Origin of the sequence: Novilysobacter viscosus (assembly GCF_046600715.1) — a bacterium.
GTDB lineage: Bacteria > Pseudomonadota > Gammaproteobacteria > Xanthomonadales > Xanthomonadaceae > Lysobacter_C > Lysobacter_C viscosus.
Map to the genome: position 1 here is coordinate 159575 of NZ_JBJMAV010000004.1, position 21883 is coordinate 181457.

General features: G+C 68.7%; 20 protein-coding genes. 4 read left to right on the plus strand and 16 right to left on the minus strand.

The window, feature by feature from the left end:
• Positions 1-94: 94 nt before the first annotated feature.
• The 4 genes from ACJQWL_RS08295 to ACJQWL_RS08310 all read right to left on the minus strand — a co-directional run bounded on the left by ACJQWL_RS08295 (position 95) and on the right by ACJQWL_RS08310 (position 5697).
• Positions 95-3175, minus strand: a complete 3081-nt coding sequence (locus ACJQWL_RS08295) for an efflux RND transporter permease subunit (protein ID WP_330968809.1) — start codon at positions 3173-3175, stop codon at positions 95-97.
• On the minus strand, positions 3172-4299 hold the full coding sequence (locus ACJQWL_RS08300; RefSeq protein WP_330968810.1) for an efflux RND transporter periplasmic adaptor subunit: 1128 nt from the start codon (positions 4297-4299) through the stop codon (positions 3172-3174). The genes ACJQWL_RS08295 and ACJQWL_RS08300 overlap by 4 nt, the downstream gene beginning before the upstream one ends.
• A 393-nt stretch (positions 4300-4692) precedes the next feature.
• On the minus strand, positions 4693-4980 hold the full coding sequence (locus ACJQWL_RS08305; RefSeq protein WP_330968811.1) for a hypothetical protein: 288 nt from the start codon (positions 4978-4980) through the stop codon (positions 4693-4695).
• Between the two features lie 123 nt (positions 4981-5103).
• Positions 5104-5697 (minus strand): DUF421 domain-containing protein, encoded by a 594-nt coding sequence (locus tag ACJQWL_RS08310; RefSeq protein ID WP_330968812.1) that lies wholly within the window; start codon positions 5695-5697, stop codon positions 5104-5106.
• A 207-nt stretch (positions 5698-5904) separates the two neighbouring features.
• On the opposite strand from ACJQWL_RS08310, the gene ACJQWL_RS08315 reads away from it, so the two are divergent.
• Positions 5905-6519 carry a DUF892 family protein gene (locus ACJQWL_RS08315; protein WP_330968813.1) on the plus strand — a complete coding sequence of 205 codons (615 nt, stop codon included), beginning with the start codon at positions 5905-5907 and terminating at the stop codon, positions 6517-6519.
• A 154-nt stretch (positions 6520-6673) separates the two neighbouring features.
• On the opposite strand, the gene ACJQWL_RS08320 is transcribed toward ACJQWL_RS08315, so the two are convergent.
• On the minus strand, positions 6674-7243 hold the full coding sequence (locus tag ACJQWL_RS08320; protein ID WP_411300823.1) for an ankyrin repeat domain-containing protein: 570 nt from the start codon (positions 7241-7243) through the stop codon (positions 6674-6676).
• Between the two features lie 258 nt (positions 7244-7501).
• On the opposite strand from ACJQWL_RS08320, the gene ACJQWL_RS08325 reads away from it, so the two are divergent.
• Positions 7502-8656, plus strand: coding sequence for a GGDEF domain-containing protein (locus tag ACJQWL_RS08325; protein ID WP_330968815.1), 1155 nt, complete (start codon positions 7502-7504; stop codon positions 8654-8656).
• Between the two features lie 9 nt (positions 8657-8665).
• Here the strand turns inward: ACJQWL_RS08325 and ACJQWL_RS08330 are convergent, their stop codons facing one another.
• From ACJQWL_RS08330 to ACJQWL_RS08350, 5 genes are all read right to left on the minus strand, one after another.
• Positions 8666-9217, minus strand: coding sequence for a YdeI/OmpD-associated family protein (locus ACJQWL_RS08330; RefSeq protein ID WP_330968816.1), 552 nt, complete (start codon positions 9215-9217; stop codon positions 8666-8668).
• 69 nt (positions 9218-9286) lie between these two features.
• Positions 9287-9688 carry a group III truncated hemoglobin gene (locus ACJQWL_RS08335; RefSeq protein ID WP_330968817.1) on the minus strand — a complete coding sequence of 134 codons (402 nt, stop codon included), beginning with the start codon at positions 9686-9688 and terminating at the stop codon, positions 9287-9289.
• A 122-nt stretch (positions 9689-9810) separates the two neighbouring features.
• Positions 9811-11889 (minus strand): S8 family serine peptidase, encoded by a 2079-nt coding sequence (locus ACJQWL_RS08340; protein ID WP_330968818.1) that lies wholly within the window; start codon positions 11887-11889, stop codon positions 9811-9813.
• Between the two features lie 817 nt (positions 11890-12706).
• Positions 12707-13228 (minus strand): DUF421 domain-containing protein, encoded by a 522-nt coding sequence (locus tag ACJQWL_RS08345; protein WP_330968819.1) that lies wholly within the window; start codon positions 13226-13228, stop codon positions 12707-12709.
• A gap of 155 nt (positions 13229-13383) precedes the next feature.
• Positions 13384-14526 (minus strand): serine hydrolase domain-containing protein, encoded by a 1143-nt coding sequence (locus ACJQWL_RS08350; RefSeq protein ID WP_330968820.1) that lies wholly within the window; start codon positions 14524-14526, stop codon positions 13384-13386.
• A gap of 122 nt (positions 14527-14648) precedes the next feature.
• On the opposite strand from ACJQWL_RS08350, the gene ACJQWL_RS08355 reads away from it, so the two are divergent.
• Positions 14649-15119 carry an Lrp/AsnC family transcriptional regulator gene (locus ACJQWL_RS08355; RefSeq protein WP_330968821.1) on the plus strand — a complete coding sequence of 157 codons (471 nt, stop codon included), beginning with the start codon at positions 14649-14651 and terminating at the stop codon, positions 15117-15119.
• 40 nt (positions 15120-15159) lie between these two features.
• Here ACJQWL_RS08355 and ACJQWL_RS08360 read toward each other — a convergent pair whose 3' ends face one another.
• Complete coding sequence (locus ACJQWL_RS08360; protein WP_330968822.1) at positions 15160-15702, minus strand: DUF4426 domain-containing protein; 543 nt, start codon at positions 15700-15702, stop codon at positions 15160-15162.
• Positions 15703-16079: 377 nt separating this feature from the next.
• Between ACJQWL_RS08360 and ACJQWL_RS08365 the strand changes: the two genes are divergently transcribed.
• Complete coding sequence (locus tag ACJQWL_RS08365; protein ID WP_330968823.1) at positions 16080-16640, plus strand: outer membrane beta-barrel protein; 561 nt, start codon at positions 16080-16082, stop codon at positions 16638-16640.
• A gap of 58 nt (positions 16641-16698) precedes the next feature.
• Here ACJQWL_RS08365 and ACJQWL_RS08370 read toward each other — a convergent pair whose 3' ends face one another.
• The 5 genes from ACJQWL_RS08370 to ACJQWL_RS08390 form a co-directional block, all read right to left on the minus strand.
• Positions 16699-16965, minus strand: coding sequence for a hypothetical protein (locus tag ACJQWL_RS08370; protein WP_330968824.1), 267 nt, complete (start codon positions 16963-16965; stop codon positions 16699-16701).
• Positions 16966-17081: 116 nt separating this feature from the next.
• The gene (locus tag ACJQWL_RS08375; RefSeq protein ID WP_330968825.1) at positions 17082-17528 is read right to left on the minus strand and encodes a hypothetical protein; all 447 of its coding nucleotides are present in this window, start codon (positions 17526-17528) and stop codon (positions 17082-17084) included.
• 76 nt (positions 17529-17604) lie between these two features.
• Positions 17605-18582, minus strand: coding sequence for a hypothetical protein (locus ACJQWL_RS08380; protein WP_330968826.1), 978 nt, complete (start codon positions 18580-18582; stop codon positions 17605-17607).
• Between the two features lie 553 nt (positions 18583-19135).
• Positions 19136-20947 carry a diguanylate cyclase gene (locus ACJQWL_RS08385; RefSeq protein WP_330968827.1) on the minus strand — a complete coding sequence of 604 codons (1812 nt, stop codon included), beginning with the start codon at positions 20945-20947 and terminating at the stop codon, positions 19136-19138.
• Positions 20944-21861, minus strand: coding sequence for a porin PorA family protein (locus ACJQWL_RS08390; RefSeq protein WP_330968828.1), 918 nt, complete (start codon positions 21859-21861; stop codon positions 20944-20946). The genes ACJQWL_RS08385 and ACJQWL_RS08390 overlap by 4 nt, the downstream gene beginning before the upstream one ends.
• Positions 21862-21883 lie beyond the last annotated feature (22 nt).

The window sequence follows — 21883 nt, forward strand, 5'->3', positions numbered from 1 at the left end:
TGTTGGAGCGAGGTGGGTCGCGATCTCGAACCCGACGGGCAAGTCCGGGTCGCGACTCACGTCGCTCCTACGAAGGGATGGGCATATCTGCGTTTCAGCCGGTAGCGGCCTGCGTCTTCCCGCCGCGGAACCGTCGCGAGAACCAGTCCCCCACGTCGTGCAGCACGGTGTACGCCGCGGGCACCACGATCAGGCTCAGCAGGGTGGAGGTGATCAGGCCACCGATCACCGCCCACGCCATCGGCGCGCGGAAGCTCGAATCGCCCGACAGCCCCAGCGCCAGCGGCAGCATGCCCGCGCCCATCGCCAGCGTGGTCATGACCACCGGGCGGGCGCGCTTGCGGCAGGCGTCGATCAGCGCCTCGTGCTGCGACAGGCCGTGCTCGTCCTCGGCCATCACCGCATAGTCCACCAGCAGGATGGAGTTCTTGGTCGCCACGCCGATCAGCATCAGCAGGCCGATCAGTGCCGGCAGCGAGAGCATGTTCTGGGTCAGCAGCAGCGCGCCGAACGCACCGCCGGCCGACAGCGGGACCGCGGTCAGGATGGTGACCGGCTGCAACGGGTGGTTGAACAGCAGCAACAGCACCATGTAGATGCACACGATGCCGGCCGCCATCGCAAGCGCGAAACCGGTGAACAACTCGACGAACACTTCCGCGTCGCCGGTGTTGAGGAAGTCCACGCCCGCGGGCAGGTTGTTGACGCTGGGCAGCTGCTGCACCTCCTGCATGGCATCGCCCAGTGGCCGACCGCTGAGCTCGGCGGTCAGGGTGACGTTGCGCTGGCGCTTGTAGCGCGACACCACCGATGGCCCGCTCCCCATTTCGATGTCGGCCACGGCTGAAAGCGGCACGGGGCCCTGGTTGCCGCGCACCTGCAGCTGGCCGATCAGCGACGGCTCGCGCAGGTCCTCCCGCGCGAAGCCGACCCGGATGGGGATCTGCCGGTCCGGCAGGTTCAGCTTGGCCATGCGCTGGGTGTAGTCACCCGCGGTGGCGACGCGGGCGGCTTCGGCGATGTCGGCCGTGGACACGCCTAGGTCTGCCGCGCGCACGGGATCGGGCACGATGCGGATCTCCGGGCGCAGCAGCGAGGCCGACGACGAGATGCTGCCAAGCCCCTCCAGTTGCCGCAGGTCGCGCTCGACCGCGGCCGCCGCGGCGCTGAGCTTCTCGGGGTCGTCGCCGGCCAGCACCAGCTGCATCAGTTCGCCCGGCTCGGCGCTGACGAAGCTCACCCGCGTGCCCGGCAGGTCGGCCAGGCGCTGCCGCACCTCCTGTTCCAGTGCCTTCTGGTCGCGGTCGCGGTCGTTCGACGGGCCCCAGTCCACCACCAGCGTGGCCTTGCGCGGATCGCCGGTGCCGGTGCGAGAGGGGTCGCCCAGGTCCAGCACGCTGCCGACCATGGTGAATACCTGTCGCATTTCCGGGATGGCGGACAGGCGCGCGCGTGCCTGCTCGGCGACCGCCACGGTTTCCTCGATGGGCGTGCCGGGCGGCAGTTCGATACCGAGGTTGCTGCGCCCCTGGTCGGATGTGGGAATGAACGTGGTCGGGATGAACGGCACCATTGCCAGCGACAGCACGAACAACCCGAAGGCGATCCACAGCGTGCGCGCGCGGTGGCGCAGGGCCGCATCCACCCACACGAGGTAGCGCTTCATCAGCCGCGATTCGGCGACATTGTCGGCATGCGGCTTGAGCAGGTACGCGGCCATCATCGGCGTCAGCAGGCGCGCCACCAGCAACGAGAACATCACCGCCGTGGCCGCGGTCCAGCCGAACTCGCGGAAGAACTTGCCGGCAATGCCGGGCATGAACGCCACCGGCACGAACACCGCCGCCAGCGTGGCCGAGGTCGCCACCACCGCGGTGCCGATCTCGTCGGCGGCCTCGCGGGCCGCCTCGCGCGGGGTCTTGCCCATGCCCAGGTGGCGCACGATGTTCTCGATCTCGACGATCGCGTCGTCCACCAGGATGCCCACCACCACCGACAGCGCCAGCAGGGTGATGATGTTGAGCGAGAAGCCCAGCAGGTGGATCACCGCGAAGGTCGGGATGATCGACAGCGGCAGCGCCACCGCGCTCACCCACGTCGCCCGCCAGTCGCGCAGGAACAGCCACACCACCACCAGCGCCAGCAGCGCGCCTTCCCACAGCATGGTCATGGACGAGGAATACGAGCGCTCGGTCTCGTCGACCATGTTGCTGACCAGGTCGAACTCCACCCCCGGGCGCGACGCAGCCAGGGCCTCGAGCGTCTGCTGGACCTCGGCCTTGACGTCGAGTTCGTCCGAACCCCGGCTGCGCGAGACCGAGAAACCCACCACCGGCTCGCCGTCCAGCAGCGCGACCTGGCTGGGGTCGGCGGCGGCATCGGTCACGGTGGCGATGGACGACAGCCGCACCGCGCGTCCGTCGGCCAGGCTGATGGTGAAGCCGCGCAGCTGCTGCACGTCCTCGACCGTGCCCACGGTGCGGATGGTCTGCTGCTCGCCGCCGATTTCGGTCCGCCCGCCTGGGCGCTCCACCTGGATGCGGGCCAGCTGCCGGCTCACTTCCGATGCCGTGACCCCGAAGGCCTGGAGCTGCTGCGGGTCGAGATCGATGCGGATCTGGCGTTCGATGCCGCCGATGCGCGAGACCTGCGCCACCCCGTCCACGCCGTACAGCGCGCGTGCCACGTCGCGGTCGACGAACCACGACAGCTGGTCGGGCGCCATCGCCGGCGCGGACACCGCGTAGGTCAGCAGCGCACCGCCGATCTCGACCTTGCTGACCAGTGGTTCCTGGATGTCCTGCGGCAGCTCGGTGCGCACCCGCGTCACCGCATCCTTGGTCTCGTCGAGTGCGGCGTCGATGTCCACCGACAGCTCGAACTCGATCATCGTCGTGCTGGTGCCCTCGGTGACGGTGGACACCACGCGCTTGATGTCGGGGATCGTCGCCACCGAGTCCTCGATGCGGCGGGTGACCTCGGTTTCCAGCTGCGACGGCGAAGCGCCCGGCTGCAGCACGGTCACCGTGGTCATCGGGAACGCGATGTCGGGAAAGCGCGCCACCGGCAGCTGGATGAAGCCCCATATGCCGGCCACGCACAGCACGAAGAACACCATGATCGCCGGCAATGGGCGGCGGATTGCCCAGGACGACAGCGTGCCGCCGCCGCTCATCGGGCGGTGGCTCCGCCAGCGCGTGGTGCGTCTTCGGCCGTGGGCGCAGTCGATGCCGGCACCACCCGCACGCGGTCGCCGTCGGCCAGGAACCCGGCGCCGCGCGTCACCACGTGCGCGCCTGCAGCCAGGCCGCTGCGTACTTCGACGAATCCGTCGTCGCTGCCCCCACGCTCGATGCGCTTGAGCGACACCGTGCCGTCCCCGCCGACCACGAACACCGAGGGAAAGCCGTCCCGGAGCACGACTGCGGCAACAGGCACGACCGGCACCCTCGCCATGCCAGTGTGGATCCGGCCTTCCAGATAGGTACCCGGCCGCAGGGCACCGGGCTCGGGGAGGTCGGCGAACACCGTACCCGTGCGGGTGGCGGCATCGACCCCGGGGGACACCGCTCGGACCACGCCGACGACCGCCGCGCCGCTGCCGTCGCGAAGCTCGACGCGGTCGCCCGGTTCCACCGCACCCAGGTCGGATGCGGAGAGCTCGGCGCGCCATTCGAGCGCGCCGTCCTTGATCAGGCGCAGCAACTCGCCACCCGCCGCGACCACCTGGCCGGGCTGGACCAGGCGCGCGGAAATGATGCCGTTGGCCGGGGCGCGCAGGGTGGCGAAGTCGCGGCGCAGCTGCGTGGCGTCGCGTGCGGCGCGGGCAGTCCCCACCCGGGCTTCGGCCTGGGTCCGCCCGGCGCGCAGTTCATCCAGTGCCGCCGCGCTTATGTACTGGCCCGCCGCCAGCTGGTTGCCGCGGGCGAGGTTGGAGCGTGCCAGCGCCGCGCCGGCCTCGGCTTCGCGGAGTGCGGCGTTCGCCTGGGCCAGGTCGGAGTCCAGTGTCCGCGCGTCCAGGGTGAGCAGCACATCGCCGCGTGCCACCGCCTCGCCTTCGTCGACGTTGACCGCCGTCACCCGCTGGCCACCCAGTTCCACGCCCAGCTGCATCTCTTCCACTGCGGTGACCGGTCCAGAGGCGGTGATGCCACTGGCCAGTTCGCGGCGCACCACGGGTGCGGTGGTGACCGCCATGGCAGAGGTGTCGGTGGTCGGCCCGGCATCCTCGCCAGCGCAGGCGGCGAGCATAAGTGCGGCGGCGAGGGCGATCAACCAGGAGCGGGGCAGGGCACGCATGGGCAGGGCGCCGGCATGTCGGCGGGCCAGTGTACTGGAGAGTTCATTAATTGGGTTTTCACCCGTGGGCCTCCGCCCGGGCGCGCATCCCATGCCCGCTGAGGCTGGGCGTGCAAGGGGGTGGGACGGTACACCCGGCTGGGCCGCAGGCCTGGGCCATGGCCCTGCCGTGTCGGATCGGGTCCGGCGTGGGTCTCAGGTCGATGCCTTCGATGGGCTGCCGCGCAGAGTCCGCGGTGCATTCGACGTCTGCAACGTGCCTGCCGTCCACGCTGACTTGGACACCGCCGTGGATTTGGTGCGCGTCGCTGAGCCGGTCGGCACCCCAGTACACGCTGTAGAAGGTGTCCCCGCGGTCCAGGCCCTACGAGATCGGCGTCCCGACAGCACTTTTCACTGTCGGCCGGCTCCGGCGTGGTAGCGGTGCCGGCGCCAGGCCAGCCAGAGCCAGCCCACGGCGGCGCCGGTGATGCCGCCCCACAGGCCACCCTGGGTGAACGACACCCCGAGGTAGTGCGCGATGGGCGCACCGATGGCGAACCCCACCAGGGTCATCGCGGCCACCTTGCGCCGTTCGCGCTCGTCCCACGCCTCCCGCGCCTGCCGTGCGCGATTGGCCTCGCGCTGCTGGTCGGGTTGCAGGAATGCACGGGCGATGGCATCGGCCTGGGCCCGATTCATTCGCTGCGGTTGCTCGTCCATGGATGGGGGGCGATGGCGGAAACTGGTGTGGATCGTATCGGATCGCCGGGCGCCGGCGAAATGCGCGGCGCGGGCCCGGCAGTCGAACCGGTGCGTCCGGCGTCAGGCCGGGGCCGCCCGGTCCGGGGACGGCTCACCTTCGTCTTCGTCCACGACGTAGTCGAGCAGGTCCTGGTCCCGGGGCTCGCCGTCGTTGAGGAAGACACTGATGTCGCCGGTCACTTCCAGGATGGCGAAGTCCACCTGCGACAGCGACTTGGCGCCCTTGAGCCGCAGTTCGGCGAACAGTTCCCTGCGCGTCGTGCGCTCGGTGTGGAGGGCGTCCCAGTGGATCGTGCCGTCCCTCACCAGGATGCGCGGGCGCGACTCGACGTAGTTGCGCACCGGGCGGAAACGTCCGCTGAGCTTCTCCAGGCCCACGGTCAAGGCGGTCACGCCCAGCAGGATGACCGCAGCGTAGGCGATCGGGACCTCCGGGTAGAGCAGTGCATCGCCGGCGGCCGAACCCAGCGCGATCATCAGCAGCTGCTGCATGGGGCTGAGGTTCTGCTGGCCGTGCTTGCCCAACAACCGCAACACCAGCAGCAGGATCGCGAAGATGATCAGCACCTTCAGGCCGATCTCCAGCATGTACAGCTTGGGCGGTATTCCCAGCAGCAGGCGCTCCCAGTCGAACACGGTGAAGTCGGACGTCATGGGCACTCCCTGCGCGGTGGGCTGGATGGGCCAAGTGTCGGCGCGCGCGCGCAAGGCCGCGGTGAAAACACGGGCGGCAGGGCCTGCTGAAGCGTTCACCGGGACCATCGGTGCCGTCACGGCGCGATAGCGGTGGGCCACCTAGCGTGTGGGCTTCCCCCCCACGTTCCGCGCGCCCCGCGCGGAAGCCCCAACAAGGAGCACCCGATGGCACGCAAGGCATATGACCCCGCCCAGTTGAACGAGCTGCTGTACCAGGCCCTGGAAACCGAAATGGGCGGCGTGAAAATCTATGAGACCGCGATCTCCTGCGCGGTCAATCCGGACCTGAAGAAGGAATGGAAGGAATACCTGGAGCAGACCCGCACCCACCGCACCGTGCTACTCAACGTGTTCGAGCAGCTGGGCCTGGATCCGGAGAAGCGTACCCCCGGCCGTGAAGTCGTCGCGCACCTGGGTCAATCGCTGATCATGGCCATGGACATGGCCAAGAAGGCCGGCGACCCGGCCGCCGCGGAGCTGGTCGCCGGCGAATGCGTGGTACTGGCAGAGACCAAGGACCACATGAACTGGGAGCTGATCGGCCTGATCGCCGAGAAAGGCCAGGGCGATGCGACCAAGGTGCTGAAGGCGGCGTACGACGCAGTGGAAGAGGACGAGGACCACCACCTCTACCACACCACCGGATGGACCCGGGAGCTGTGGATCCAGTCGCTGGGCCTGCCCGCGGTGCTGCCGCCGCCGGAAGAGGTCAAGAACGTCGAAACCGCGATCGGTGCATCGCGCGCCGAGCATGCGCGCGACGAGATGCTCAAGCACTGATCCGACCGCGTCCGCCCGGTGCCACGCGATACCGGGCGGCTGCGGGGTCCATAGCTTGCGGGCGGCGTCCGTTTGCCGTGCGCCCGCCCCCAGCGCTACGCCGTGTTGAAGAGGGCTAGGCCCTGGAGGGCGCGGCCCGAGCGGTCGAAACCGCTCACCGCCTCGTCAGGGCATGCGCCCTCCATGTCGCCCACAAACCTTCCGTGGTGGGAGGTGGTGGCTGGCGTGGGGCTGCACCACCGGTGTCGGCCATGTGCGCCAACCATGCGACGCTCTTGTCGAGCTGCGATGCCAGTGTTCGGTCGCCAGCAAGGTGAGCCTCGTCCAGATGGGCCATCAGCGCCTGCCGAGGCGTTCGCCACCCCGCGTCCATGGCCCCCAGGTCGACCCCCGAATTCACCAGCAGCTCGGCCGCGTCACGGGACTTGGGATAGTGAAGCGGGGTGGCGCCATGGTTGTCCCTGGCCGTCGCCTTCAAACCCGCGGCCAACAGCGCACGGACGGGTGCGGCGTGCAGTGCCCAGTGCAGCAGGCCGCCGCCCTGCGGACACTGGATCTCATTGCAGGCACCCGTCACCAGCAACATCCGCAGGCATTCGGCGTTGACGTGTCGCAGGGCGTGGAATGCCAGTGCGCGCCCGTCGGGCCCTGCGCAATCCACGCACGCGCCTGCCTGTATCGCCTCCCAAACCTGGGGCGCGCGACCGGCCAGCACCGCTGCCACCAACGCGTGGTCGGCGGGGCTGGAAGGCTCTGGCGGTGGAACGGGGCAGGGGGACTTCATGGGCGGCAATTCGGGGGAATCGTTGCACCATGGACCCGCGAGCGGAAAGACGACTGCATGGATCGGCGCTTTGGCGGTTTCGGCTCAGCTGCTCTTAAGCGGCGTTGCGTTGGCGTGATCCCACTCTACCTCGGCAGCGTGACCGATCAACCCGCCGGTTCACGGTGCCGGTGCGCCCGGGGCCTTTAGAGTCCGCCCATGTCCAAGGCGCCCAAACCTGAGATTCCCAGCCGGGCCGCGGCTGCGGCCGGTCATGCACGATGGCGTTCGCGACTGCATGTGTGGCTGGAGGGCGATCTGGCCCTCATGGATCCCGCGGAGCGGCAGGCGGTCGTGAACTGGCAGGAAGTGCAGACGCGCGCCGCGCTCGATGCCCTGTTCGTGCTGCTGCTGGGGTTGGCCGCGGCCAAGGTCGGCCTGGCGCTGGCGGGAGTCTGGCCGGTGCAACGGCCGTTGGCCGTCCACGCGGGTGCGCTGGCCGTGGCGTGCGCCGCACTGTGGCTGAGCCGGCGCTCGCGCAACCTTACGACCGAAGCCGCATCGGCCCTCGTCTACGTGGCCGCGGTGATGACGGTGATCTCCACCCCCGGCGTGCGCTGGGCCGACGAGGGGGTGGTGTCGCTGGGGGGCGCCTGGCTGCTTCCTCCCATCGGCATTCCACTGTTGGCGCGGCTGGGCAGCGCACTGACCTTGGCGGCCCTGTGCGTACTGGGCGTGACCGCGTACCTGGTGTTGTCTCCCCCGGACCCGGTCGCCTCGTGGGCCGTGGCCCTGTACCTGGCCATCGGCATCGGGGCCGGCCTGCTGTTGCGAAGGCTGCGCTCCGACATGACCATCCGCTACCGGCGGATGGTGGAAGAGGCCACGCGGCAATCGCGCATGGATCCGCTGACCGGCCTGCACAACCGGCGCGGCTGGCAGGTGCATGCCAGCGATGTGCTGCGCCGTTGCTACGAAATGCGCACCCCGGTGGCGCTGGTGTTCCTGGACCTGGACCACTTCAAGCAACTCAACGACACCCATGGCCATGTCGTGGGCGATCGCGTGCTGGGCCTGGTCGGACGCGTGCTGGAGGCACGGATCGCCGATGGGGTGGCGGCCCGCCTGGGCGGTGAAGAGTTCGCCTGCGTCCTGCCCGGCGCGGGCGCGCCGCAGGCATTGGCGTTTACCCGCCACGTCCGCGGCGACCTCGCGCAGGGCTCGCCGGCGGTGAGCTTCAGTGGCGGGCTGGTGGTGGCACGCCGCGGCGACTCGCTTGCCGACCTGATGACCGCGGCCGACAACGCCATGTACCGCGCCAAGGACGGTGGCCGCGACCGCGTAGTCGTGACCGACCGCAGCGGTGGCGACTGAGGGCCTGGCCTAGGTGGACGCCGCCTCGGGGGCCGAAACGCCCTTGCCGTACATGCCGGAGCGGTCGAAGCAGCACACCCGGCGCTTGCCCGTCGCCAGCATGTCGCAGGCGTTGCCGATCCGCCGCACGCGCGTGTCCTCGCGCTTGGCCGAGGCGATCCAGGCGATCCAGTCGTGGCGCGCGGCGGGGGTGATGTCATCCCATGTCGCCCGGGCGTCGGGCGAATCGGCCAGTGCCTTGCGCAGCCCGGCTGGCAGGCGCGGTTCGGGCATCGTTCCCGACGGGGTGATTTCCAGCTGGACCGTATCACCGGCCTCCGCTCCGGTGGCTTCCCGGAGTGTCCGCCCCACCTTCATCCAATGGTTGCCCTGGCCGTCGGGTTCCATCACCGCGGTGAAGGCCTGGCCGGCCAGCGTTCCTTCAACCCCGACCTGGCCACGCGAGGGCAGTTTCGCGCTGGCTGCCTTGGGCACCACAAGGAAGGTCCACGTCGCATTGGCGGGCTTGGCGGGCCGAAGCAGGCGGGCCTTGAACCGGACGGGGGCGTTTGCTGTGCTCATGGCGTGCACCGTAAACCATCCAGTGCACAGAACACGCCCGGATCGTTCCGCTCCAACGTGCGGCGCGGGTCAGCGTCCGATTACCGACAACCCCAGCGGCCGCCGCTTCGGGTCCAGGCCGAGCCCGTACTGCAGGCTGCCGCTGATGCGCTCGGCGATGTCCATCAGTATCCGGGTGTTGTCCGGGCCGACGGTCTCCATCGCGGTGCGTTCCCACAGCGCCAGCCAGGTGGTGAAGTGTTCGGCGTGGATGTGATGACCGCGATGTGCTGCCATCGGGTTGCCGCGATAACGCGCGGCACGCAGCGCGACCGAACACCAGAAGTCGACCAGGGTGGCCTTGTGTGCGTCCCAGTCGTGGACCGCGGCATTGAACACCGGCCCCAGCTCGGGATCGCGCCGCACGCGGTCGTAGAACCGGGCCACCAGGGTGGCGATGGCGTGTTCGTCCAGCGGTGCGTGGTCGGGCATGGGCACGGGAAAAGCAAAAAAGCGGGCCGACATTGTCGCCGACCCGCTCCCCCCTGCGTTGACCCAGGTCATCGAGCGCGCAGCGGCGGCGGGGCGGTCCCGCCGACGCGCGCGACATCCTGTTACGGCGTTTCCACCGCGCGGGTCAGGGTGCTTTCCAGCGTGTAGTTGGCCAGCACCGTGGCATAGCCCTTCACCTGGTAGGTGTAGGTGCCCGGCTCGGTCACCGCGAACTCCAGTGTCTCGGGGTTGGCGAGGGTGGCGCCGGAGGCGACTTCCACCCCGGCGGGGTCGAGCAGGCTGAAGTCGATGTCCACGCCGCCGTCCCAGCCCAGCGTGGCCTGGATGGTGGTCACGTCCAGGCCGACCTCGAACTGGAACTCGTCGATCTCCAGGTTCTCCGCCGACGGTCCCATGGTGCCGGTGAAGGTCTGCGTCTCGCGGACCAGTTGGGTGCTGGTGGCGAACAGCCCGCCGTCGAGCAAGGCGCCGTCGAAATAGACCGCGCCCTGCACGCCCCGCAGCTCCACACGGTGCAGCCCGCTGGACAGGTTGTTCAGGGCAAACCGGCCGTTGGAGGCGCCGGTGGCGTCATAGAAGCTGATCCGCCCGCGGAACACCGAGTCGACGTACACGTCGGCCAGCCCACCCTTGGGGTTGCGGGGGTACAGCAGCTGCATGGCCTCGCCCTGGAACGCCAGGTTGAGCCGCGGCACGGACTTGCGGGTCACCGACGCGGCGACGTGGCGGCCATCGGTGCTGGTGGTGCTGGAGACCGTCTTCCAGTTGCCGCTGTAGTCCAGCAGCGCGTGGTTGTCGGGCGTGGTGTTCCACATGCCCTGGCTGGACCACGCGGTGACGCCGTCGAGGAATGCCTGGCGGTTGCCTTCCGTACGCGAGGCCAGGTCCACCGCCTGGAGCACGTTGATGTAGCCGCCGCCTACCTGGTGGAACGCGTAGCCCGGCATCGGGGTGGCGCTGTCCATCAGGATCTGTTCGATCTGGTCCGGTGACAGCTCCGGGTTGGCTTCCAGCAGCAGCGCAGCGGTGCCGGCCACGAACGGGGTGGCCATGCTGGTGCCGCTGATGCAGTGGTAGTACGCGGTGTAGGTGGGGTTGGTCGGATCCACCACCGGGCCGAGCGCGCCGATCGCGGTGCCCGGTGCGCGGGTCGAGCAGATGCCCGAGCCCGGGGCGACCACGTCGATGTGCTTGTACGGGTCACCGGCAACGCCGCGGCTGGAGAAGTCCGAGAGGTCGCCGGCCTTGGTGCCCGAGCCGACGTTGATGACCCACGGCACGATCGCGTACGGATTGAGGGTGTCCTCGTCGGGGCCGTCGTTGCCGGCGGCGAACGCCACCACCATGCCGCGCTTGTAGGCCTCGAAGCTGGCCTGGTTGATGGGGTTGTTGGGGTCGTAGACGCTGACCGAGCTGCCCCAGGAATTGGTGATCACGTCGATCCCGTAGCGCTCCTGGTTGGCCAGTGCGTAATCGAAGCCCTGCAGCGCGAACAGGATGTTCAATCCCTCGCCAGTGCCCAGGCCGATCAGGTTGGCTTCCGGTGCGATGCCGTCGTAGTAGTTCGGGCGGCGCGGGTCGCCGGCCGACGCAAAACCGGTACCGCCGACGGTGCCGGCCACGTGGGTGCCGTGCCCGCTGGAGGTGTCGGTGTTGACCTGGTTCTCCAGGTAGGCGGTGGTGCCGGTCAGGCCCAGGTCGCCCACGATCTTGACGTTCTGGATGGTCTTGCTGCCGAACTGCAGGTCGGGGTGGTTGGCATCGATGCCCGAGTCGAGCACTGCCACTGTCACTCCCGCGCCCTTCAGCCCGATCTGGTCCTGCACGGCATGGCCACCGGTAATCTCGCCGGCCTCGTAGTTGAAGTACTCCAGCGGTGCATTGAAGTAGATGCTCTCCACGCCTTCCCACTGCGCCACCTGCTGGACCTGCGACGAGGTCAGCACCGCGCCGGCCATCGGCAGCACCTGCAGCGGGCGGGTGGTGGCGGCCAGGTTGGCCAGCCGGGCGATCTGGCTGCGGTCGCTGAAGGTCACCACCACCTCGTGCAGCGGCGCGGTGTCGAGGCGCTGCTTGAGGTCACTGGAGATGAGCGCTTCGGCCTGCGCGGCCAGCGGGCAGGCCAGGCCGGCGGAGATGGCCAGGGCAAGGAGGGCGCGGGAGGGGCGGTGGATGCGCATGGTCGGGTCCAGGAGGGAAGTTGGACCCCAGCATCCGCGCGCGCTGCGCGGGATCCCATCCGGCAGTGCCCCCGTGCAGGGGAGGGGAAACCACCCACGCCGCCCGTCCGGTGGGCGGTGAACGCCAGCCCTCGTCCCCGTCCTCGCCGTACTCGAGCGTGGGCGCCAGGGGTGCAAGGCACCCGCCCAGGGTGTGTGCGCGGTGCTGGAGCGCCTGCGCCTCGATGCACGCCAGCGCGGCCGCCACTTCGGCCTCCCGACGGCGCGTTATCCCGCCTTCGCACGCCAGTGCGTGCACCGTGGGCCAGGTCCCGCCGGCACCGGTGGCGGCCCCGGCCAGCTCGCAGGCCCCCGTGCGGTACGCGCGCCATGCGACATGTTCGTCTGCCAGCGCGCAGGGCAGTCGCCCATGTAACCCATGTCGTTCGCTTGCACGCTTGCCAGCAGCCGCGCATGCGCGGCCTGCAGCGCCGCATCCGCGGCATTGCGGCGTGCCGCCATCAGGTAGGCGGCGTGCATGGCGCTGCCATCCGGCCGGGTGATCGCGTCCTCGCTGGCCACTGCCGGCGCCGCCAGGCTGGCGGCGAGCAGCGCAACCCCATTCGCAAACGCATCGCCATGCGGCTACCTGGACGCGCGTGGCGGCCCAGCGTCGGCACCGGCGCACGGTGGCCGCGGTCGGACCGGCTTCAGCCGCTGTCGCGGGTGATGCAGTCTGGTGCGCTTCACTGGCGTGTACCGGGGTTTCGCGGACGCCCCTGCGTGTGGGGCTCGGCGGCGTATCCCTCCGCCTGGTTGCCTTGCGGGCAACACCCGGTCACTGCCCGGTCGCCTCGTGGCCCTTGACGTCGCACAGTGCTGACACGGTGCTGCCGTGTTGCCGGATCACGCTGAAGGCGCCGTCGGTTTCCAGCACGATTGCCTCGATGTCCTCCATCGCGGTGAAGCCCTGGCTGCGCACGGCGGCGCGCAGCTCGGTTTCCGTGACCCGCTCCCTGCGCAGCGCGTCTTCAAGCACCCGGCCATTCACAAGCAGCAACCGCGGCTCGGCCTTCACCCAGCGTTCGACCGTCGGGAAGCGTACCGACAACCGGGTGATGCACCATTGCAGCCCCACCAGCACCGCGAAGGACATCACGCCCTGCGCCAGCGACGTGTCCCTGGACAGCAGCGAGGTGGCCAGCACGGAGCCGAAGGCCACTGTCACCACCAGGTCGAACGCATTCCACTTCGACAAGGTGCGTTTGCCCGACAGGCGCAACAGTGCGACCAGTGCCACGTAGGCCAGGACGCCAACGACCAGCGTGCGGAGCAGGGTGGACCCACTGTCGAAAAACATCGCGCCTCCGGACTTCAACCTGTCGGGAGGTCGATCATGGGCCGTGCGGTGGCCATGCAACGTGACGCGTGACGCGTGGGCGGGCCTGCACCGGCACCGGGCCCGGGGCGTTGGCCCGATGGTGCCGCATCGCTTCCGAGCCGGGGTTCGTAACCTCAGTCCGCGTGGTCCGCCGAGGCGTGTGCACGGGGTGCGTCCTCCTCAAGCGCGCTCCAAAGGGACTTGAATTCCGCCACCGCCGCGGCGTTGTCGTCCAGGCCCGTGTTGGTCAGTTGCACCCGCGCCAGGCGAAGGCTGGGGTCGATGGCCAGTACCGTCGTCAGCCCGGGGTCGCCCCCGGTGTGCCCGATCGACCCGCTGGCCCGCATCTCCCAGAACAGCCCGTGGTTCTCCACCCGTGCCGGCGCGCCACGCAGGGGCTTGGTCCACTGCGGCTCCAGCATCAGCGCCACCACCGCCGGGTCCAGCGATGACGGCGCACCGAGCCTTGCCTTCAGCACCGCCTCGGCGAATCGCTGCATGTCGCTGCAGGTCGAAACCAGCCCGCCATCGGGATAGGTGACCAGCTGGTACGGCGGGACCGGGTCGCCACCCTCGTACAGGGTGGCCCTCGGTACGGCTGCCGGACCATGCGCAAAGCCCGGGTAGCCACTGTCGTCCATGCCCAGCGGCTGCAGGATGCGGCTTCGCACGTAGTCGGCAAACGCCATGCCGGTCTGCTGTTCCACTGCCAGTGCCGCCAGCGCGGCGCCGATGTTGCTGTACTCGTACCGCGTTCCCGGTGCCCATTCGCGGAACCGGTTCGGCCGCCGGGTGTCGGACCCCGCCCCCAGGTACGCCTTGAGGTATGCCTCCAACGCCATCGGCTGCGTCGCGAGCGGCACGTACGCGGCGCGATAATCGGTCTCGTCGTCATACATGCCGCTGCTATGGGTGGCGAGCTGCCGCAGCGTGACCGGGCGCCCGGGGTGGGCGGGGTTTTCGACCGGCCATCCCAGGGCGGCCTCCAGCGGGGCATCCAGGTCCAGCTGGCCGTCGCGCGCGAGTTGCGCCAGTGCCACGCCGATCAGGGTCTTGCTGACCGAGCCCACCGGCATCGGCGTGCGCGTGGTGAACGCGACCCCGCGGACGAGGTCGGCATGCCCGCCTGCAAGCTCCAGCCCGGCAGCGTCGTCGATACGCGCCATTGCGCAGTAGCCGGGAAGCGCTTCTTCGTCGTCGCCTGCCAGCGCCGACGCGGCAATCAGCAGAAGCACGAATACGGCGGCGGGGGCGTAGGACCAGGGCCACTTCGGCATGGTGTTTTCCTTCAAAGGCAATGCTTAGATTCTAGGCAGGCGAGCCGGCGCAGTCCGCGCGATCGCGTTGACGCTCCAGGCGGAAAACGCCAATCTGCGCCCCCACATGCACGGATCCGCCCATGGGTGCCGCCCGACCACTGGACGCCAAAGACAAGGCGCTGCTCACCCTGTTGCAGGAGGACGCGCGACAGGGCCATGCGAGTCTGGCATCGCGAACCCACATGTCCGAGTCCAGCGTGCGCCGGCGCATCGAGGCGCTGCGCCGAGAGGGGGTGATCCAGCGCGAGGTGGCCCTGCTGGATCGGGAGCGCGTTGAAGGCATCCAGGTCATCGTGCAGGTCAGCTTCGAGCGCGAATCGCTGGACTCCGTGCACGCCTTCCACAAGCGCATGTGCGCGCTGCCCCAGGTAGCGCAGTGCTATTCGGTCTCCGGGCCGGTGGATTTCGTGCTGCTGGTCCATGCCGGCGACCTGGCCGCGTACGAGCAGTGGGGGCAGCGGGAACTGATGAAGGACCCCGCCGTGCGCCGATACGACAGCATGGTGGTCTGGTCCACGGTGAAGTTCGACCCGTCGGTCCCTTTGCCCTGACCCGCGCACCTAGAAGGCCCGCAGCGGCCCGCGCCGGCAGTCAGCGGGTGCGGAACTCGCGTGAGAACTCCAGTGTCCCGCTCTGGCCCTGCGGCGACACCACGGTGACATCGAAGCGCAGCGTGTCCGGGAGCGTGACCTCCACGGTGCCTACGTGGTCCACCAGTCCGGCCACCCGCCGCTCTTCCAGCACGATGTCCCGGGGGGTGCCACGCAGGCCGGTCATCGTCGCCCGTACCTGCATGGGCGCCGTGGAGAGGCTTCCCATTTCGCCTTGGCGTGGCGAGACCCGCAGCATCACCAGGTCGTCGCGCTGTTCGATCCCGTGCTCGGCCGCCACTTCGGCCGGCATCTGCGAGGTCTGGATTGCCACCGCGGTGACCGAGGCTTCGCCCACCTGCGCCGTTACCTGGCTGGCGCTGCCTGGCGCGGTAATGGGCACGGCTGCCGGGTTGACCGCGGGGTCGTCGTTTCCGCAGGCGGTTGAGAGCGCGACGGCAGCCAGTGCGAGAAGGCGTATCGATACGGTTGCATTGTGCGAGCCGAGCAATCCGGCCGTTGGGGTGCGGGTGTGTTGGCGCATTTCACTCTCCCTGTCGGTAGGCGGCGACGGCCGCGGGGGGGCGCGATTTAACACGCGGTGCAGGGCACGCGGGGCCGAGTTGCCCCTTCCGGCGTCCTGCAATGGGCGAGCCTCAGGCTACCGGTAGCGGCATTACGCAAGCGCGAACATCGGGAGAGTGCCGGAAGACCAATCACCGACCGTCATGGCAGCGGATCCCGATGCGTATCCGCGCGGATATCGGGGAGAGCGCGACCGGGCTGTTCCAGGCGCATGCCGGCCGACGAAAACAGGATGTTGGGCCGTCGTACGGCATATTCACAAAGCCTTCACGTACGGATAACATCGCGTGGATCCCGGCAGCCTGCCGGGACATGAGTGGAACAGGGATAACAAGAATGAAGAAGACTCTGATCGCAACCGCTGCCCTGCTTCTGGCAGCACTGTCCGCCCCGGCTCTTGCGCAGGGCAACGGATTCATCCGTGGCGAAGTGGGCCGCAGCGACGTGAACCTCAGCATCGACGGTGAGGATGGCAGCGAGTCGGACACCACCTGGGGCGTGCGTGGCGGTTACTGGTTCAACCCGAACTTCGCGGTTGAAGGTTTCTACAGCCAGGTTTACAGCACCTCCTACGACGACGGCTTCGACACCTACAGCGCCAAGCTGCACGGCGTGGGCCTGGGCGTCGTGGGCAAGAAGAACTTCGGTGGCAACCACCAGGGCTTCTTCATCGGCGGTCGCGCCGGCATCGCGCGTGGCGTCGCCACGTTCGATATCGATGGCGACGTGGAAGACGCCGAGGCCAGCTCTGCCAAGCCGTACTTCGGCGTGAACGCCGGCTACGACTTCAGCGAGCGCTTCGGCCTGAGCCTGAACTACGACCGCATGCAAGCCGACGGTGACGGCTTCGATGTGGACGTGGACACGCTGACCCTGGGCGCAGAACTGCGCTTCTGATCCCGGCCGCGGCAGTTGACCGGAGGGCTGCCCAGTGGCAGCCCTTTTTTCTGGGGGATCAGGGAGCAACCCCGTCCCACCAGAGCCGGCTGGACCGCGAAAGCATGCTCGCGCCACCTCGGTAATCGCCGCTTTCATAAAGCGCCAGCGCCTTGTCCAGTTCCGCCCGGACCAATTGGCGACGCGGTACATCCAGGTCGGAGGCCTGGGCGATGTCGCCGCACAGCCGCCTCAAGCTCGACTTGAGCTCACGGTTGTACTCCAGCAGCCCGGCTTCCAGGACGTTCGAGAGGTCACCGAGCAGGCGTAGGCCATTGGGAGACATGGGGTTCAACTCCAGGATGGAAGGCGGGCTCGGGAAATGACGGGTCCTCGAACAGCGCAGTCCCCGGGTCAGGTGAACACGCGGGATGTCGTTCAAGGGGCGGATGCCCCAACCCCCTACTCGGCGCGCTGTGCATCGGATTGAACGCCGCCGAGCACAAGGACCGAGGTTTCGATGTCCCAGTCGAAGATTCGCGCTGTGCGGCCGACCACCCTCAGCCGGGTGCCGACCGGATACGTCGTCGGAATGAAGGCGGCCGCCGGCGATGCCGGCCTGTCACAGCCGTTCCAGGTCGAAACACTGATCCGGACGATTTCCCCCGAAGCTTGCCGGGGCGTCCACGGATCCAGCACCTCTACCTCCACCTGGGGGAATCCATCGGCGCTTTCCGAGTGGCCGACGACCCTCCCGACGAAGGCGACGAAGGACGCGTCGAAGTACGGAAGGGTGGCGCCGGCCGGCCCTGCGACCAGGGGCAACGGCGCCGGCGGGCTGCATGCGAAAGAGGCCGCGTACGGTGTTGCGGCGAGCAGGGCTGCAAGGGCAGCGCGCGTGATATCCACTTCTATGGAAGCTCAGGACGAATCCGGGCCGGATGCGGGCGCATTGTAGGGGTGGCAGGCCATCCCGGCGAGCAGTTCAGCACTCCGGCACCGTAGCGGCCAAGGCGATCGACGCACCCTCCGAAGTTGTTGCCAACGGGATCGCGCGCGGACGCATGGACGGGCGGACGATCCGGTCAAACCACTGCAGCGCACGCTCGACAGCCGGCGCGTATCGGTCACGCAACTGGCGTGCCTCGGCATCGCGGCGCGCGCGGCTGTAGGCGACGTCCTGCACCTTGGCGTTGCGCCCGGCCACCGCCTCCGCGCGCCGGACGAGGGGCTCGCGCTCCACCGGCAGGCAGAGCCACTGCGCGCATCGCCATGTGGTCCCGGGCAGGTCGTCGAGCATCGCCTCGGCGTGCAGCACCCGCAGCCGGTCCTTACCGTGCATATCGATCAGGTCCAGGCAGATTTCACGCTGCGCGGCCCATTGCAGGGCCGCTGCGGCCAGGATGTCAGGCGGCTCGAACGCCACGCGCGGGAGTCGCGAGTGCAGCGTGCTGGCAGCGAAAGCGCGCTCGACCAGCGTCGGGATCTTGGCCTGGGTTTCGGCCGACTTCTTGATGTTCGACACCAGGAAGTCCTCCAGCGAGGACGTGACAATCACCCCCCGGCTGCCCGGCGTGGCCTCGAGCAGGTCGCCCGCGATATTCAACGCGGCATGGGTGGGCTTGACCACCACGCTGCCTGACGGATGCCAGGGGCGGGCCAGCAGCCGGGTCACCGGTTCCACCAACCCGTCGATGGACGCGCCACCGTGACGCGCGTCGGCCAGCCGGCGCAGCACCAGGGGCTCCTTCAGCGCGACCTGGTAGGGCGGCAGGTGCAGCGCGCGCGCCAGCAGGGTGGAGCAGCAAAACGAGGTATGGAAGATCCAGCCGATGTTGGCCTGCGGCAGAGCCGTGGTCGCTGCCACGTCCAGCGGAATCGGGCTGGCCTGCGACAGCGCCGCCGCGATGCGATTGTCCAGGAAGGTGGACTGCTCCAGCACATCCGTTTCAAGGTGGAGCATCGCCACACGCCGACCATGGACATCCAAATCAACCGGAAACCAGTGCGCGTCAAGGAGCCTATGCCGCAGCTCGTCTGCCGCGGCATGCGGGAGGGTGGGGGATGGAGGCAGCTGCGACATTCCATCAAGCCGGATGGGGGCCCCGGCCACCGCACGGGGATGAGCGACAGGGCGGCCGGGCGTGGATAGGGAGACACGTGCGCGAGGCACGGGTCGGGGGCAAACACGGGCGTCGCCACCCGAGGGCAGCAGGAAGCCAGCAGAGCGGCGAACAGCGGACACGCAGCGAGGCGATCGATGCGCGCCCATATCCGCCGGAGGAAACTAGCGGAGGTCGGGCCCCACCGGACAAGGCCGAAGGTCACCCGCGTATGCCACGCGTTTGGCGGTGGTTCAGCATCGGAATGGGGACGTTCGTCGCTCGCGGCCAGGCATTCCCAAGCCCGACCCGCGCGCGGGCAAAAACAGGTTCCGCGGAGGCCCCCTTCCTGCGGCGGGGCCAGGCCGCCCGTTGCCCCCGGGGTGTCCTGGCGCACGCTCGGCATACCGACCGTCACTCCACCGCGTCAGGGTCGCTCTCGGCCACGACCCGGTCGCGCCCTTGCCGCTTGGCGTCGAACAACAGCTCGTCGGCACGCTTGAGCAGCGCATCGGCCGAACGCGTTTGGGCATCTATCGACGCCACCCCGAGGGAGACCGTGAGCGGCCCAAGCGGACGCCCGCCGAAATTCAGCGAAAGCTCCGCGACCAGCTGCCGGATTTGTTCCGCGCGCGCGATGCCGTCCCGGATTCCAGCCTGAGGCAAGACCAGTACGAATTCCTCGCCGCCGTGGCGGCAGGCGATATCGCTGGAGCGGGTACTGGTGGAGAGGATCCGACCCACCTGCTTCAGCACGTGGTCGCCGGCATCGTGACCGAACGTGTCGTTGAAACGCTTGAAGTGGTCCACGTCAAGCATCACTACGACCAGCCTGTCGTCGATGCGTTGCGCGCGGTCGATCTCCCGCTGCAGCGTCTCCTCAAGGTAACGGCGGTTGAACAGTCCGGTCAATGGATCCTTGATCGACTGCTGCCGCAGGGTTTCGCGCAGCTTGAGGTTGGCAAGTGCGATGCCGACCTGCTCGGACAGCGCGGCGACCAGCAGGTTGCGCGTCGCCTGGGCGGCGCCCTCGACCTCGCCCTCGCCATCGTTGAACTGCAGGTGCAGCATTCCCAGCGCATCGGACTGCGCCTGCAGCGGCGCACACTGGTACTCCACGCCCGGTAGGGCATCGCCGATGTGCGCGCACAACAGCGGCGAGCCAGCCCGGGCCGCGTGCGTCTTGCCCAGCCGCAGCGCCCAGCAATTGGCCGGGTTGAAGAAGTCGTCATCTCCCTGCGGAGCCCCGAATTCGGCCACGCGCTCGAGGTGGTCGCGTGAGGGGTGCAGCAGGTAGATCATGCCGGATGAATCCTGGAGAAGGGTCTTGCAGTAGCCGGGGAGGATCTCCAGTGCCTCGGTCAGCGAGCTACTGGCCTGCAGCATCCGGCTCAGCTCGTTGAGCACGCCGAGCACGCGGTTCTGCGTCTGCGCGAGCTCCACGCCGGCCTCGAGTATGCGGTTGAGTTCGCCGATCCTCTGCTGGATCTCATGCCGCTCGTGGATCTCGAGCTGCAGCCGCTCATGGGTCGATTGGAGTTCCGCGGCCATGGCGTCGAAAGCGCTGCCCAGCTGGCCGATCTCGTCGCGTCCCCTGACCCGCGCGCGGGCCGAGTAATCCCCGGCCGCCAAGGCGGTCGCCGCGCTGGCCGTGGTTCGCAGCCGGCGGCTCGTGGATCGACCCAGCGCGAAATACTCGATGAGCCAATAAAGTGGAATCAGCGCCAGCAGCAACAGCATCGATTGCAGGAAGGAGCGGCGCACGCGGCGCTCGGCCAGAGCGAGGTCCACCTCGACCACGACGGTGCCGATCTGATTGCTGCGGCGCACGGGATCGTAGCGGCCGAGGATGGGTGCCGTGATCTGGATGGTTCCCTTCCTGGTGCCGCCGACTGTCTGCTGGGGCGCATCCTGCTGCAGCGGCCGCGAGTCGGCTACCACCGTTCCAGACGCGTCCAGGAACCGCAATCGGGAAACGTTCACCAGCTTGCCCGACAGCCGATCCGCCACGCCCTGCAGCACGCCCGGCTGCAGCCGCTCCGGGTGCTGCCCAAGCTCCTCGCGGAAGATGGCGGCGGCGGTTTCACCCACCCGGGCGGCTTCGCCATGAACGCTTTGGCGCAGCGTTTGCAGATGGAACAATCCGACCGCGCCCAGCACCACCGCCAGCCCGAGCAGCTGCACGATGAACGACCTGGCATTAAGGCTGTGCAGCCAGGGCTTCATGGTGCCGTTCCCGCAGGTCGGGCGCGCAGGGCCATGAGCCCCGCGCCCAGTAGCAGTCCTCCCAGAAGCAGAAGGCCTATCGGGATGTAGCGGGTGCTTGAGAGAATAGCGATGCGCAGCCCCCACGCCTCCTCGACGCGCCGCACCACGTCGTTGCCGGATGACTCTGCCGCCCAGCGCAGGACATTGCCGCGGAATGCACCGGTGCGCGTGTCCACCAGCGCGTCCCAGGACTGGCAGCCTTCCGCGAGCTTCAGCACGACACCGGTCACCGGCTCAACCCAGAAGGTGATCCCATACTGGTCCTGCCAGCAACGGATCTCCTGTCCGGCGGGAATGTCCATGGCCGGCTCGTCCCCCGTGCCACGGTAGAAATCGGTGTACTCCATCGCCCCGGAATACCCGAAGCGATAGGCCGGCAGACCCTCCACCAGTTCCTCGCCCTGGAACCGGAACGGAACCCCCCTGAGGTAGGTGTTGCGCAGGCGATACGTCCGGCGCTGGGTGTTGCGCGGGAAAACGAAATAGTCGCTGGAATAGGCAGGGGTGGCATGGCGCCCGGTTCGGGGATCGACCGGCACCTGGAGCGTGTAGTCGTAGATCTCCTCGCCGGTACGCGGGTCGCGATTGACGTACGAATCGGTGAGCACGACCCGGTGTGGGCGGCCCGTCTCGTCGATGACCCGCGCGTGGCGCTCGTAGATCGCGGTCGTGTCGGCCTCGGGAAAGAGGCCGGTTGCTGCATCGGGTTGGGTGGTCGCACCCACGAAAACCGAATCCGAACTCCAGCCGCGGGGGATACGCACCGACCAGTGGGCCGTGGCGAGCAAGTGCACGACGCCGCCCAGCACCAGCGAGGCCACGCCGGCGAGGACAAGGTTCCTGGCAGTTCGATGGGAGTGCAGCTCTGTCATCGAGAAAGTTCTTTACATGGCC

Coding starts and splice junctions, on each gene's coding strand:
- ACJQWL_RS08295 (WP_330968809.1), bottom strand. CDS start 3,175: ATGAGCGGCGGCGGCACGCTGTCGTCCTGGGCAATCCGCCGCCCATTG.
- ACJQWL_RS08300 (WP_330968810.1), bottom strand. CDS start 4,299: ATGCGTGCCCTGCCCCGCTCCTGGTTGATCGCCCTCGCCGCCGCACTT.
- ACJQWL_RS08305 (WP_330968811.1), bottom strand. CDS start 4,980: ATGAATCGGGCCCAGGCCGATGCCATCGCCCGTGCATTCCTGCAACCC.
- ACJQWL_RS08310 (WP_330968812.1), bottom strand. CDS start 5,697: ATGACGTCCGACTTCACCGTGTTCGACTGGGAGCGCCTGCTGCTGGGA.
- ACJQWL_RS08315 (WP_330968813.1), top strand. CDS start 5,905: ATGGCACGCAAGGCATATGACCCCGCCCAGTTGAACGAGCTGCTGTAC.
- ACJQWL_RS08325 (WP_330968815.1), top strand. CDS start 7,502: ATGTCCAAGGCGCCCAAACCTGAGATTCCCAGCCGGGCCGCGGCTGCG.
- ACJQWL_RS08330 (WP_330968816.1), bottom strand. CDS start 9,217: ATGAGCACAGCAAACGCCCCCGTCCGGTTCAAGGCCCGCCTGCTTCGG.
- ACJQWL_RS08335 (WP_330968817.1), bottom strand. CDS start 9,688: ATGCCCGACCACGCACCGCTGGACGAACACGCCATCGCCACCCTGGTG.
- ACJQWL_RS08340 (WP_330968818.1), bottom strand. CDS start 11,889: ATGCGCATCCACCGCCCCTCCCGCGCCCTCCTTGCCCTGGCCATCTCC.
- ACJQWL_RS08345 (WP_330968819.1), bottom strand. CDS start 13,228: ATGTTTTTCGACAGTGGGTCCACCCTGCTCCGCACGCTGGTCGTTGGC.
- ACJQWL_RS08350 (WP_330968820.1), bottom strand. CDS start 14,526: ATGCCGAAGTGGCCCTGGTCCTACGCCCCCGCCGCCGTATTCGTGCTT.
- ACJQWL_RS08355 (WP_330968821.1), top strand. CDS start 14,649: ATGGGTGCCGCCCGACCACTGGACGCCAAAGACAAGGCGCTGCTCACC.
- ACJQWL_RS08360 (WP_330968822.1), bottom strand. CDS start 15,702: ATGCGCCAACACACCCGCACCCCAACGGCCGGATTGCTCGGCTCGCAC.
- ACJQWL_RS08365 (WP_330968823.1), top strand. CDS start 16,080: ATGAAGAAGACTCTGATCGCAACCGCTGCCCTGCTTCTGGCAGCACTG.
- ACJQWL_RS08370 (WP_330968824.1), bottom strand. CDS start 16,965: ATGTCTCCCAATGGCCTACGCCTGCTCGGTGACCTCTCGAACGTCCTG.
- ACJQWL_RS08380 (WP_330968826.1), bottom strand. CDS start 18,582: ATGCTCCACCTTGAAACGGATGTGCTGGAGCAGTCCACCTTCCTGGAC.
- ACJQWL_RS08385 (WP_330968827.1), bottom strand. CDS start 20,947: ATGAAGCCCTGGCTGCACAGCCTTAATGCCAGGTCGTTCATCGTGCAG.
- ACJQWL_RS08390 (WP_330968828.1), bottom strand. CDS start 21,861: ATGACAGAGCTGCACTCCCATCGAACTGCCAGGAACCTTGTCCTCGCC.